At 72.0% G+C, this 12,494-nt stretch carries 13 protein-coding genes; 7 read left to right on the top strand and 6 right to left on the bottom strand.

Translation table 11 applies throughout. The features are described 5' to 3' along the window. Nucleotides 1-177: 177 nt before the first annotated feature. Nucleotides 178-1,170 carry a Bug family tripartite tricarboxylate transporter substrate binding protein gene (locus FJ694_RS06535; protein ID WP_157265306.1) on the bottom strand — a complete coding sequence of 331 codons (993 nt, stop codon included), beginning with the start codon at nucleotides 1,168-1,170 and terminating at the stop codon, nucleotides 178-180. 144 nt (nucleotides 1,171-1,314) lie between these two features. Between FJ694_RS06535 and FJ694_RS06530 the strand changes: the two genes are divergently transcribed. The 4 genes from FJ694_RS06530 to FJ694_RS06515 all read left to right on the top strand — a co-directional run bounded on the left by FJ694_RS06530 (nucleotide 1,315) and on the right by FJ694_RS06515 (nucleotide 4,936). Continuing rightward, the gene (locus FJ694_RS06530) at nucleotides 1,315-1,812 is read left to right on the top strand and encodes a MarR family winged helix-turn-helix transcriptional regulator (protein WP_157265305.1); all 498 of its coding nucleotides are present in this window, start codon (nucleotides 1,315-1,317) and stop codon (nucleotides 1,810-1,812) included. A 107-nt stretch (nucleotides 1,813-1,919) separates the two neighbouring features. Continuing rightward, complete coding sequence (locus FJ694_RS06525) at nucleotides 1,920-3,125, top strand: 3-hydroxybenzoate 6-monooxygenase (RefSeq protein WP_157265304.1); 1,206 nt, start codon at nucleotides 1,920-1,922, stop codon at nucleotides 3,123-3,125. 20 nt (nucleotides 3,126-3,145) lie between these two features. Beyond that, nucleotides 3,146-4,183 (top strand): cupin domain-containing protein, encoded by a 1,038-nt coding sequence (locus FJ694_RS06520; RefSeq protein WP_157265303.1) that lies wholly within the window; start codon nucleotides 3,146-3,148, stop codon nucleotides 4,181-4,183. A gap of 45 nt (nucleotides 4,184-4,228) precedes the next feature. Further along, nucleotides 4,229-4,936 (top strand): fumarylacetoacetate hydrolase family protein, encoded by a 708-nt coding sequence (locus FJ694_RS06515; protein ID WP_157265302.1) that lies wholly within the window; start codon nucleotides 4,229-4,231, stop codon nucleotides 4,934-4,936. Between the two features lie 23 nt (nucleotides 4,937-4,959). On the opposite strand, the gene FJ694_RS06510 is transcribed toward FJ694_RS06515, so the two are convergent. Both FJ694_RS06510 and FJ694_RS06505 read right to left on the bottom strand, forming a co-directional pair. After that, on the bottom strand, nucleotides 4,960-5,838 hold the full coding sequence (locus FJ694_RS06510) for a spermidine synthase (RefSeq protein ID WP_157265301.1): 879 nt from the start codon (nucleotides 5,836-5,838) through the stop codon (nucleotides 4,960-4,962). Between the two features lie 7 nt (nucleotides 5,839-5,845). Further along, entirely contained in the window at nucleotides 5,846-6,463 is a 618-nt protein-coding gene (locus FJ694_RS06505; protein ID WP_198320739.1) for a fused MFS/spermidine synthase, read from the bottom strand. 173 nt (nucleotides 6,464-6,636) lie between these two features. On the opposite strand from FJ694_RS06505, the gene FJ694_RS06500 reads away from it, so the two are divergent. Together FJ694_RS06500 and FJ694_RS06495 are read left to right on the top strand one after the other, a co-directional pair. Further along, nucleotides 6,637-7,608 carry a Bug family tripartite tricarboxylate transporter substrate binding protein gene (locus FJ694_RS06500; RefSeq protein ID WP_157265300.1) on the top strand — a complete coding sequence of 324 codons (972 nt, stop codon included), beginning with the start codon at nucleotides 6,637-6,639 and terminating at the stop codon, nucleotides 7,606-7,608. 5 nt (nucleotides 7,609-7,613) lie between these two features. Beyond that, nucleotides 7,614-8,342, top strand: coding sequence for a class II aldolase/adducin family protein (locus FJ694_RS06495; protein WP_157265299.1), 729 nt, complete (start codon nucleotides 7,614-7,616; stop codon nucleotides 8,340-8,342). Here the strand turns inward: FJ694_RS06495 and FJ694_RS06490 are convergent, their stop codons facing one another. Continuing rightward, nucleotides 8,343-8,867: a MarR family winged helix-turn-helix transcriptional regulator gene (locus FJ694_RS06490; protein WP_157265337.1), complete on the bottom strand. Its 525-nt coding sequence runs from the start codon at nucleotides 8,865-8,867 to the stop codon at nucleotides 8,343-8,345. It lies immediately after the preceding gene. Nucleotides 8,868-8,999: 132 nt separating this feature from the next. Here FJ694_RS06490 and FJ694_RS06485 point away from each other — a divergent pair, with 132 nt between their 5' ends. Continuing rightward, nucleotides 9,000-9,509: a hypothetical protein gene (locus tag FJ694_RS06485; RefSeq protein WP_157265298.1), complete on the top strand. Its 510-nt coding sequence runs from the start codon at nucleotides 9,000-9,002 to the stop codon at nucleotides 9,507-9,509. On the opposite strand, the gene FJ694_RS06480 is transcribed toward FJ694_RS06485, so the two are convergent. Then, the gene (locus FJ694_RS06480; protein WP_198320738.1) at nucleotides 9,421-11,637 is read right to left on the bottom strand and encodes a hybrid sensor histidine kinase/response regulator; all 2,217 of its coding nucleotides are present in this window, start codon (nucleotides 11,635-11,637) and stop codon (nucleotides 9,421-9,423) included. The genes FJ694_RS06485 and FJ694_RS06480 overlap by 89 nt on opposite strands. A 90-nt stretch (nucleotides 11,638-11,727) precedes the next feature. Then, nucleotides 11,728-12,201 carry a hypothetical protein gene (locus FJ694_RS06475; protein ID WP_157265296.1) on the bottom strand — a complete coding sequence of 158 codons (474 nt, stop codon included), beginning with the start codon at nucleotides 12,199-12,201 and terminating at the stop codon, nucleotides 11,728-11,730. Between the last annotated feature and the right edge of the window lie 293 nt (nucleotides 12,202-12,494).

The following is a 12,494-nucleotide window of genomic DNA, read 5'->3' as shown; positions in this document are numbered from 1 at the left end:
CGGCTTGACCAAGGTCAGTTCAGGGTTTCCCCCAGGAACTGTGGATAAGTCTGTGCACAGCCTGCAGACAACCGTGCCAAGTGGCTGTCGGGGCAGGCCCGGGGTTGCCGTGCTCAATCGGTGGGCAGTTTCATGGTCCGATGCACCGCGCCGGGGCGGCGTGTGCCCCGTCCAGGCTCACTCCAGGCTGATGCTCTTGCGCTGCGCCAGCTCGCCGTAGACCTTCGACTTGAGCGCGGCCTGGCGGCCGATCTCGTCGGGAGACCAGCCCAGCGTCTCGAAGGCGAAGGTGTTGAAGCGCGCCTGCACGTCGGGCTCGGCCACGGCCTTGGCGACGTCGGCGTGGATCCTGTCGCGCACCGCGGCGGGCAGCCCGCGCGGCGCCACCAGCACCACGAAGGAGTTGACGTCCAGCGCCGGGCCGCCGGCCTCGGCCATGGTCGGTACCTCGGGCAGCTGCGCCAGGCGCTTCGGCGCCGCCACCGCCAGGTAGCGGATCTTCCCGGCCCTGTAGGCGCCCTGGCTCGACGGGATCGAGCCGAAGCTCCACGACACGTCACCGCCGCCCACCGAGGTGAAGAGCTGCGATACCTCGCGGTAGGGCACGTGCTGCATCTCGGTGCCGGTGCGCAGCTGCAGCTCCTCGCCGCCCAAGTGGCCCGGGCTGCCCACGCCCCAGGAGCCGTAGCTCACCTGGCCCGGCGCGGCCTTGGCGGCGGCCACCACGTCGGCCACCGTCTTCCACTTCGAGTCGGCCGCCACGGCCAGCATGAAGGGCGTGCGGAACAGGATGGCGGTGGGCTCGAAGGTCTTCAGCGTGTCGAAGCCGCGCGACTTGTAGAGGTGCGGCAGCGCGGCAAGGTGCTCGCTGTCGAGCTGCAGCAGCGTGTAGCCGTCGGCGGGCCTGCCTTTCACGGCATCGATGGCGATGAAGCCGCCGCCCCCCGGGCGGTTCTCCACCAGCACGCGCTGGTTCCAGGCCTTGCCCAGCTTCTCGGCCACCATGCGCAGCACGGCATCGGGGCCGCTGCCCGGGGCGAAGGCGGTGAAGATCGTCACCGGCTTGTTCGGAAAGCCGTCCCCTTGCGCCTGCGCCGTGCCGGCCAGCAGCGCGGCTCCGGCAGCCAGCAGCGCGAAGCGGCGGTCAAAGCGGGAAGTCGTGAAATCCATGCGTGTCTCCATCGGTCCTGGTTCGGCCCGGGGCGGTGAATCCACCGATGCCGCTTTGTTCCGCACGCCTATCATCAGCATGCTTAATTTCAGCATAGATGATTGATGGATCTGCATCAGCACGGGTTTACGACAATGGCTGCCATGACGACCGACGCTTCGACCGACTCACTTTCCGCCCTGCCGGCCCTGGACGACCTGCCCGGCCATTTCATCCGCCGCCTGCAGCAGATCGCGGTGGCGCTGTTCATGGACGAGCTCAAGGACTGGAACCTGACGCCGGTGCAGTACGCGGCGCTCAATGCCGCGGCGCGCATGCCCGACATCGAGCAGGGCGCGCTGGCACGGGCCATCGGCTTCGACACCTCCACCACCGGCGGCGTGGTGGACCGGCTGGAGCGCCAGGGCCTGCTGCTTCGTAAACCCTCGCCCAGCGACCGGCGCGTGCGGCTGCTGGGCATCACCGAGGCGGGCCGGGCGCTGCTCGACCAGGTAGGACCGGCCATCGCCACGGTGCAGGAGCGCATCCTCGCGCCGCTGCCGATCGAGGAGCGGCCGCTGTTCCTGCGCATGCTGCGCACGCTGGTGGAAGCCAACAACGAGCTCAGCCGCGCGCCACGCGAACTGCCTGACGGGCGCTGAGCCTCTTCGGACACCGGCCAGGGTTAGCCCGGATTTGATCTGTGCCAATCAAACCTACACTAATCTTCAGTGTGCTGACATTCAGCGTGCATTAACAGGAGACAGGCATGCTCACGGTGGCAAGCGCGGATCTTCCGATCCTGGTGGCCGGTGGCGGCATCGGCGGGCTGGCGGCGGCGCTGGCGCTGGTGCGCCGCGGCTTCCAGGTGAAGGTGATGGAGCAGTCGCCGCAGATCGGCGAGATCGGCGCCGGCATCCAGCTCGGCCCCAATGCCTTCCATACCTTCGACGCGCTGGGCGTGGGCGAGCGCGCGCGCGGCCGCGCCGTGTACACCGACTACATGGTCATGCACGACGCGATCGACGAGACCCGCGTCGGCCTGATCCCCACCGGCGAGGCCTTCCGGCAGCGCTTCGGCAACCCCTACGCCGTGATCCACCGCGCCGACGTGCACCTGTCGCTGCTCGAAGGCGCGCAGGCCAGCGGCCGGGTGGAGTTCCTGACCTCCACGCGCATCGAGCGTGTCGAGCAAGACGCGCAGGGCGTCACGGCGCTGGACCAGCACGGGCGCGCGCACCGCGGCATCGCGCTCATCGGGGCCGACGGCGTGAAGTCGGCGGTGCGGGCGCAGTACGTGGGCGACCCCGCGCGCGTCACCGGCCACGTGGTGTACCGCGCGGTGGTGGACAAGGCCGACTTTCCTGAAGAGCTGCGCTGGAACGCGGCCAGCATCTGGGTCGGCCCCAACTGCCACCTGGTGAACTACCCGCTGCGCGGGGGCGAGCAGTACAACGTGGTCGTCACCTTCCACAGCCGCGAGGCCGAGGAGTGGGGCGTGCGCGAGGGCAGCAAGGAGGAAGTGCAGAGCTACTTCCGGGACATCTGCCCCAAGGCGCGCCAGCTCATCGACCTGCCGAAGAGCTGGAAGCGCTGGGCCACGGCCGACCGCGAGCCCATCGCGCAATGGACCTTTGGCCGCGCCACGCTGCTGGGCGATGCCGCCCACCCCACCACGCAGTACCTGGCGCAGGGCGCGTGCATGGCGCTGGAGGACGCGGTCACGCTGGGCGAGGCGCTGCGCGTGCACGGCAACGCGCTGGAGCCGGCCTTCGAGCTGTACCAGCGCTCGCGCGTGGCGCGCACGGCGCGCATCGTGCTGTCCTCGCGCGAGATGGGGCGCATCTACCACGCCAAGGGCGTCGATCGTCTCGTGCGCAACGACCTGTGGCGCGGCCGAAAGCCCGAGCGCTTCTACGACGCCATGGAATGGCTCTACGGCTGGAACGTGGACAACTGCCTGGCCGATCACTGAAGCACACGAGGAGACAAGGCATGAACGAACTGGGCCGCCTGGAAGACCTGCCCGCCGACTACGTGCAGGCGCTGCGGGCGCAGAACCTGGTGCCGCTGTGGCCCAGCCTGCGCGCCGTGCTGCCGCCGGGCCAGCCGCGCCCGGCCACCCGGCCCACGCACTGGTCGTATGCCGCGCTGCGCCCGCTGCTGCTGCAGGCCGGCGAGCTCACGCCGATCGAGCGCGCCGAGCGCCGCGTGCTGGTGCTGGCCAACCCCGGCCATGGCCTGGAGAAGATGCAGGCCAGCGCTGCCATGTACCTGGGCATGCAGCTGCTGCTGCCCGGCGAGTGGGCGCCGTCGCACCGGCACACGCCCAACGCGGTGCGCATGGTGGTCGAGGGCGAGGGGGCCTGGACCAACGTGGACGGCGAGAAGTGCCCCATGCGCCGTGGCGACCTGATCCTCACGCCCACGGGCCTGTGGCATGACCACGGCCACGACGGCGATGAACCCGTGGTGTGGCTCGACGTGCTGGACCTGCCGCTCGTGTACTACATGGAGGCCTCCTACCACGTGGACGGCCCGCGCCAGGCGGTGAAGCCCGGCCACGGCGAGCGCGCCTGGACGCGCAGCGGCGTGGTGCCGATGCCGGTGTTCCAGCGCTCGGCCAGGGCGTACCCGATGCTGCGCTATCCCTGGGTCGAGGCGCGCGCGGCGCTGCAGTCGCTGGCCGCGGACCAGCCGGCGCTGGAGGCGGTGCAGGTCGGCTACGTCAATCCGGAGACCGGCGCCGACGCGCTCAACATCCTGGGCTTCTACGCGCTGATGCTGCGCCCGGACCAGAGCCTGCGGCTGCCGGTGCGCTCGCCGGCCTGCGTGTTCCACCTCATTGAGGGCGCCGCCGAGGCGCGCATCGGGGGCGAGCGCTTCACGCTGTCCGAGGCCGACACCTGCTGCGCGCCGGGCTTCAGCGCGGTGACGCTTGCCAACGGCTCGTCTTCCGAGCCCGCCTTCCTGTTCATGGCCGACGAGACGCCGCTGCACCGGAAGCTGGGCGTGTTCGAGAACCGGGGCTGAGCCCTGCCCTGTCGGTTGCCTTCACATCCTTCCCTGGAAACCCTCATGACCCAAGCCACGTACCTCTGGACCCCGCCTGCCACGCCCTCGCTGCCCGTGCGCGGCCAGTCCGCGCGCCTGCCGGTGAACCGCATCTTCTGCGTCGGGCGCAACTACCACGCGCATGCCGTCGAGATGGGCAAGCCGGTGGACAAGTCGGCAGAGCGGCCGTTCTACTTCACCAAGTCGGCGCAGGCCCTCGTGCCCTCCGGCGCCACGGTCGCCTACCCGCCGCAGACGAAGAACTACCACTTCGAGATGGAGCTGGTGCTGGTGGTGGGCAAGCCCGGCTTCGAGGTGAAGGCCGAGGACGCGCACGAGCTCATCTACGGCTACGCCTGCGGCCTGGACATGACGCGGCGCGACCTGCAGCTGGCCGCGCGCGACAAGGGCCGGCCGTGGGACCTGGGCAAGGACTTCGAGCAGTCGGCGGTGTGCGGCGAGGTGGTGCCGATGCCCGGCGTGGTCATCGAGCAGGGCGCCATCGCGCTGGCGGTCAACGGGCAGGCGAAGCAGCAGTCCGACGTCAACAAGCTCATCTGGAACATCCGGGAGATCGTCGCGGACCTGTCGCTGTTCTATCACCTGCAGCCCGGCGACCTGATCTACACCGGCACGCCCGAAGGCGTGGGCGCGGTGGTGCCGGGCGACCGCATCACCGGCCACGTCGAGGGCGTGGGCGAGGTGGCGCTGACGGTGGGGTCGGCGCGGTGACGGGCTAAGCCGGCGCCCCCCGTTCAGCGCCCGTTCATCAGGTTCGCCGGCGCGAACTTGTCCGTCAGCAGCCGCGTGCCTTCGGGCCAGCGCGTGCCGGTCTCGAACAGCGGCAGCAGCCATTCCGGCGTCACGCTGAAGCGGCGCAGCGGGCCGTCGAGCGCGGCGGCGCGCGTGCGCACCTCGGCCATGGGCGGCAGCCCGCCCTTGCGCGCCAGGATCACGCGGTTGTGCCGACGCGGGTTCACCAGGTTGTAGAACGGCCCGAACACGCTGAAGTGCGTGGCCGACTCCGCGGCGTACAGGCTGCTCCAGGAAAAGGTGTTGGTGCCGATCACGCCCTGCGGCGCCAGCACCCCGAGCAGCTCGCCGAGGTACTCGCGCGTGACCATGTGCTCCGGAATGTAGTTGTGGTCGAACACGTCGTGCAGGATCAGGTCGTACTGCCGCTGCTGGCGCAGCGCGCGCTTGACGAAGACGCGCCCGTCCTCGGTGAAGACCTGCATGCGCGGCCCCGGCGCGAAGCCGAAATGGCTGCCGGCCACGCGCACCACGGCCGGGTCGATCTCCACGCAGTCGATGCCGGCCTGCGGCAGCAGCTTCTGCAGCGCCATCGGCAGCACGCCGCCGCCCAGGCCCAGCACCAGCACGCGCTTCGGTTCCGGCCCCAGGTACAGCGCGCCCAGCAGCATGCGGTAGTAGTCGAAGAGCAGGTCGTCGGGGTTGTCGAGCGAGACGCAGGTCTGCGCCACGCGCGCGTCGCGCCCGAACTGCAGGCAGCGCCGGTCCTCGCGCTCGTACACCAGGATGTTGCGGTAGGCCGACTTCTCGGTGTGGATCACGCGCTCGGCCGCCGCCGCGCGGCCGGCCGGCAGCGCCAGTGCCGGTGCCAGCGCAACCATCAGGACATCACGCCGCCGCCACATGGCCGCCCTTTCCCCTGGCCACGGCCAGGCCCGCCAGCCCGATACCGGCCGAGGTGGCCAGCAGCCCGGCCATGATCTGGTCCAGGTCGAAGACCAGCACCAGGTAGAACGACGTGGCCAGCGTGCCGATGGTGCTGCCCAGCGTCGAGACGAAGAACACCCAGCCCGCCACGCGCCCGGCCGAGCCCAGCCGGTCCACCAGCAGCCGCACCGCGTAGGGCGACACGGTGCCCGACACCGTGATGGGCAGGAAGAACAGCGCCACCGAGCCGGCCAGCGCGCCGTAGCGCGCGTCCTCGATGCGCGCGGCCACCGCCTCCAGGATCGGCTCCTGCGCCAGCGCGCAGGGCAGCGCCGCGGCCATGGCCAGCAGCACCAGCGCGCTCAGGCGCGCCAGGCTGGGCCCGCGCGCCGACAGGCTGCCGCCGATGAGGTAGCCCAGCGACAGCGACAGCATGAAGAGGGTGATCACCGCGCCCCAGACGTAGATGCCCGAGCCGAAGTAGGGGCCCAGCGCCCGCGCCCCCAGCAGCTCCAGCGCCATCACGAAACAGCCCGACCAGAAGGCCAGCACATAGACGCACAGGCGTTCGCTTCTCAAACCAGCTCCCCGGCGCGCCACGCGCGCGCCCACGCCTGCATGATCGCACCGCGCGCCGGGGCCGCCGCGGCACGCGCCCTGCCCCGCCACCACGGGTAAGCCATGGTGGGCAGGCGCGGCGCCATGCATTAACTTAGATGGCTATGTTTTTCACGGCGCACGGAGACAACCTGATGAAGTACGCGATGGGCGCGCTGGCGCTGCTGCTGGCCTCGGCCGCGGTGGTGCCGGCACAGGCACAGGCGCAGGGGGACTGGCCTTCGAAGCCGGTGACGGTGGTGGTGCCCTCCTCGGCCGGTGGCGGCACCGACGCCTACGGCCGCATCCTGGCGCAGGCGCTCACGGAGCAGATGAAGCAGAGCTTCGTGGTGGACAACAAGCCCGGCGCCAGCGGCGCCATCGGCGCGACCCACGTCGCCAAGGCCGCGCCCGACGGCTACACCGTGCTGGTGGCTTCGAACTCGTCGCTGGGCATCAACCCGGCGCTGTACAGGTCGCTGAGCTACGACGTGTTCCGCGACCTCGCGCCGGTGACGCGTGGCGTGATCGCGCCGATGGTCGTCGTGGCCCATCCCGGCGCCAACGCGCGGACGCTGCGCGAGCTGGTCGAGCGCGGCAAGCGCGAGCCCGGCAGCCTGTTCTACGGCACCGCCGGCGTGGGCAGCCCGCTCTACATCGGCGTGCGCATGATCGAGGCCGCCACCGGCGCGCAGTTCAACCACATCCCGTACAAGGGCGTGGGTCCGGCCTACCAGGACCTGCTGGGCGGGCGCGTCAACTTCATGCTCACCGACCTGGCCAGCGTGCGGCAGTACATCGACGCGGGCAAGGTCCGGGCCCTGGCCGTGACCGACAGGACCGCGCTGCTGCCCGGCGTGCCCACGCTGGCCGAGGCCGGGGTGCCGGGCATCAAGGCCTTCACCTCGTTCTCGGTGATGGTGCCGGCGAAGACGCCGCAGCCGGTCGTGAAACGCCTGGCCGCCGAGATCCAGAAGGCGATGAAGGAGCCCGCCACCGCGCGGCGCCTGGAGCAGCAGGCGCTGGAGCCGGTGGCCGACACGCCCGAGGAGTTCGCCGCCTCGCTCAGGGAAGAGCAGCAGAACTGGGGCGCCTTCATCCGGCAGCACCACATCCAGCCGGAGTGACGGCCATGCCCGACATCGACGCCAGCCCCGGACTGGTCGAGGACCTGGTGGATGCGAACCACATCCTGTTCCACCAGGGCATCGTGGACGCCTTCGGCCACGTGAGCGTGCGCAACGACCGCGATCCCGGGCGCTTCCTGCTGGCGCGCAACATGGCGCCGGCGCAGGTGACGGCGGCCGACGTCGTCGAGTACGAGGTCGCCAGCGGCGAGGCGGTGGCCCCCGACGCGCCGCGGCCGTACCTGGAGCGCTTCATCCACAGCGAGATCTACCGCGCCCGGCCCGACGTGGTGGCGGTGGTGCACAACCACTCGCCGGCGGTGCTGCCCTTCGGCATCGTGAAGGGCGCGCGGCTGCGCCCGGCCTGCCACATGTGCGGCTTCCTAGGCGAGGGGCCGCCGCTGTTCGAGATCCGCGACCACGCCGGCGACGCGACGGACCTGCTCATCCGCAGCCGCGAGCTTGGCGCCGCGCTGGCGCGCACGCTCGGCGCTGCGCGCGTGGTGCTCATGCGCGGCCACGGCTGCACCGTGGTGGCCGACTCGCTGCGCCTGGCCGTCTACCGCGCCGTCTACACCGAGGTCAACGCGCGGCTGCTGCTGCAGTCGCTGCCGCTGGGCGAGGTGGAGTACCTCACGCCCGAGGAAGCCGACGCCGGCCACACCACGGAGGGGCAGGTGGACCGGCCGTGGAACCTGTGGCGGGCGCAGGCGCGCGCGGCGCGGCAGGCCTGATCAGCCCGGCGCCGGCGCCTCGCCTCCCGCGGCCTCGTCGCGCGAGAGGTTGTCCAGCATCGTCAGCAGCGCGCGGCGCGCGGCGGCCGCCTCGCCCTCGGGGATGCCGTGCAGCGCGATGGCGTTCACTTCTTCGGCCAGCGGCACCAGCAGTTCCTTGAGCTTGCGGCCGCGGGCGGTGAGGAACACGTAGACGTTCTTGCGGTTGTCGGCGCGCTGCTCCAGCGTGACGTAGCCCAGCGACTCCATCGCCCGCAGCGCGATGAAGGTGGTGGGCTCGGCCACGCCGGCCTCGACGCTGAGCTCGCGCTTGGTCAGCCCGTCGCGCTCCCAGAGGATGCGCAGGTAGACCCAGTGCCCCATCTGCACCTCGTGCCGCGCCAGCCGCGCGCGCAGCGAGCGGTCGAAGGCGCGCATGGTGTCCTTGACCAGGTGCGCCATGCGGTCGTTCGGCACGGCCTCGTGCCAGTGCCGCAGCACGCGGCGGGCGATTTCGGCTTCCCGGTCCTGGGCGGCTTTGGATATGCGCACGGTAGAGGCAGGCCGGTCAGGCCCCGTGATGGTTGTTTGAAGGCATTCTGACAAAGCCCGGGCGGCCCGGGCTTGCTCCGGGCCGGCGCGACGGCCCGCAGTCCCATTCAGCCGGGAGTCGAGCCCATGCCCGCCATCACCGGCTCCACCCGCGTCTTCTGGATCCTGGGCGACCCGCTGTTCCAGCGCCACGGCGTGGACGCGGTGGTCGTGCCGCTGCAGGTCAGCGCGGCGGCCCTGCCGGGCTGGCTGGAGCATGGCATGCAGGCCGGCAAGGTCGGCGGCTTCCGGGCCACCATCCCGCACAAGCCGATGCTGGCGCAACTGCTGCGGCCCGCCGACCCGGTCGCCGCCATCGCCGGCGCGGCCAACGCGGTGCGGCGCCATGCCGACGGGCGGCTGGAAGCGGCGCTCTTCGACGGCATCGGCTTCGTCAAGGGGCTGGACCACTTCGGCATCGAGGGTCCGGGCCGCTGCGGGAGTCCGTGCATCCGAAGTGAGATGCGGGCCCCGGCGCTGCCGCAAACGCCACGGGTTCCGCAGCCTCCTAACCCGTACCCGCCGCCCCCGTCTCCCCCATCCCCGCCTGCACCTGCTGCAGCACCGCCTGCAGCGCCGCCGGGTCCACCGGCTTGACCAGGTGCAGCGTGAAGCCGGCCTGCCGCGTGGCCTCCCGGTCGCGCTCCTGGCCCCAGCCGGTGATGGCCACCAGCGTCAGCGGCGCGCCCTGGGCGCGCTCGCGCAGGCGCCGCGCCACCTCCAGCCCGGACAGGTCGGGCAGCCCCAGGTCGAGCAGCACCACGCCCGGGCGCAGGCTGTCGAAGGCCTGCAGCGCCGCGGCGCCGTCGTAGACCGCGCTGGCGCTGTGGCCGCCGGCGCGCAGCAGCGCCGCCAGGCTGTCGGCGGCGTCGCGGTTGTCGTCCACCACCAGCACCGCCGGGCCGTGCGCGAACAGCGGCACCACCTGCGCCACGGCGGCGCCGCCGTCGGGCGCCGGCGCGCGCGCGGCCAGCGGCAGCCGCACCGTGAAGCGGCTGCCCCGGCCCGCGCCCTCGCTGTGCACGCGCACGCTGCCGCCGTGCAGCTCCACCAGCTGCCGCACCACGGCCAGGCCGATGCCCAGGCCGCCGCTGCCGGCGCCGCCGCGCTGCACCTGCGTGAACAGCTCGAACACCTGCGCCTGGTCGCCGGGCTCGATGCCCACGCCGTTGTCGATCACGGCCACCACCGCCTCGGCGCCCTGGCGGTCCAGCCGTAGCGTGACCTCGCCGCCCGGCGGCGTGTACTTGGCGGCGTTGTCCAGCAGGTTGCCCAGCACCTGCTGCAGCCGCGTCGAGTCGCCGTCCACCCACACGCTGTCCGGCGGCAGCGACACCACCAGCCGGTGCCGCTGCCGCGCGAAGGCCGGCCGCGCCGTGTCGGCGGCCTGCTCGACGACGGCGCGCAGGTCCAGCACCGCGCGCTGCAGCTCGATGGCGTTGCGCGTGATGCGGCTCATGTCGAGCAGGTCGTCGAGCAGCCGCGCCATGTGCGCGGCCTGGCGCTCGATGACGGCGCGCGCCTGCTCGCGCACCGGCGCCGGCGTGTCCCCGCCCAGCATCGCCACGGCGTAGCGGATCGGTGCCATCGGGTTGCGCAGCTCGTGCGCCAGCGTGGCCAGGAAGGCGTCCTTGCGCTGGCTTTCCTGGCGCAGCTGCGCCTGCGCCGCGGCCAGCTCGGTGATGTCCACCGAGGCGCCGACCACGCGCGCCACGCGCCCGGCCTCGTCCTTGACCGGGCGCGCCGAGCACAGCAGGTGGTAGGGCTGGCCGCGCGCGATGCCCTCGACCTGGAACTGCACCGGCTCGCCGGCCGCGTACACGCGGTCCAGCGCCTGCATGTGCGCCTCGTTCGGGATGGTCTCGCCGATGCGCCGCCCCACCACGTCGGCCGGCTGCAGGCCGAAGCCGGTGTTGGCGATCCAGGTGTAGCGCCGCTGCGCGTCGCATTCCCAGGCCGTGACCTTGCCGATCTCCAGCGCCAGCTCGAAGCGCTCCTCGGCGGCGCGGCTGGCCTCCAGCGCCAGCTGGCGCTCGGTCACGTCGGCCGTCACGCCCGAGACCCGCAGCGGCCGCCCGGCGGGGTCGCGGTGCACGCAGCCGTGGGTCTCGATCCAGCGCAGCTCGCCGGTGTCGGCGCGCAGCATGCGGCTCACGAAGCGGTAGTGGCTGCCCTCGCGCAGCGCCGCCTTCACCGTGGCGCGCACGCGCCCGACGTCGTCCGGATGGCCCAGCGGCCAGGCCTCGTCCACGTGCGACCAGGTCTTGCCGAACAGGGCCTGCGCGCCCTCGGAGAACTTCACCGCGCCGCTGGCCACGTTCCAGTCCCAGGCGGCCATGCGCCCGGCCGTGAGCGCCAGGTGCAGCCGCTCGCGGCCCAGGCGCGCCTGGCGCAGCAGCCGGCGTGACCTGGCGGACACGGCCACCACCATGCCGCCGGAGAGCAGGAACAGCCCGACGATGAGCAGATCGCTGGGCCGGGTCACCGGCCAGGGCACGCCGACCGGGTCGAACCAGAAGGTGCTCACGGTCAGCGCCGCGCCCACCAGCACCGCCGCGCCCGGCCCGGCGCCGGCGTGGTAGCCCGTGAGCACCAGCGCGGGAAAGTAGGGCAGCCACGGGATGCGGCCGTTGAAGAGGGGCTGCAGCCAGAAGTTCAGGGCCGTCGGCAGCCCCCACGCCAGCGCGGCCAGCAGCCAGCGCCTCCACCGCACATCAACAACCAAGACGACCTCCGGCGACTGCAGGGTCGTCCATTGTTGACGAGGCACCGCCGCGCCGCCCGCGCGCCGGGGCGGCGGCGCGAAACAAGCGTGTCAGTCCTGGCTGGCAGCGGCCGCCACGGTGGCCGCGGCGGCGCCGGCCTCGTAGCGCAGCGCGGCCACGGCGCTGCGGTCCAGCGTGTCGGCGTAGTCGTAGCGCACCTGCAGCGCCATCTCGGCGCCGGGCGCCGCGTCCGCGGCGCGCGCAAGCAGGTAGCTGCAGCTCGCCGCCGAGGGTAGCGGCTCGCCGGTGCAGCCGTCGTGCAGCAGCCTGAAGGCCGCCGGCAGCACCAGTGGCTGGATGTGCGTCGCGGTCTCGACGCCCTCGTTGCGCAGCGTCAGCACGATGCGCGCCGGCCGCCCGGCGGCGTCCACGTGCTGCACCTCGGCACCGAGCGTCAGGCCCCGGCCGCCGCCGCGCGGCTCGGCGGCGAACCCGCCCTCGTCGCCGCCGCGCAGGCCACCGCCGGCCAGCAGCAGGGCGGCCAGGCAGGAGCCGGCCGTGACATGGATGACTGCGTTGCGCATGCAAGCTCCTCCCCGTTCGTGATGCCCCCGCCCGGCGCAGCCGTCCGTGACGGGTCGAGCCCATGGTGGCTCAGCACCCGCGGGCCAGCCAGGGAGGCGTCGGGCCCCGCGCACAGGAGCTTTGTCCTGCCCCGACCGGGACAAAGCTCCTTGCAAGGCATTTCCCAGGGGGTCCGTGCAATATCTCTTCCATGATGTATCCGGAATGATCAGTAATACTCCCGGGTTGAAATCCAGAATTTGTCATCAATATGTCGCAGTCCGGTTGTCAGTCGTGAAACCCATGAACGAGG

The sequence above is a fragment of the Azohydromonas aeria genome (assembly GCF_009760915.1).
In the GTDB taxonomy this organism is placed as follows: Bacteria; Pseudomonadota; Gammaproteobacteria; order Burkholderiales; family Burkholderiaceae_C; genus Azohydromonas; species Azohydromonas aeria.
Note: the sequence above shows the minus strand (reverse complement) of the source record. Positions and strands in the feature narration are given on the sequence as shown.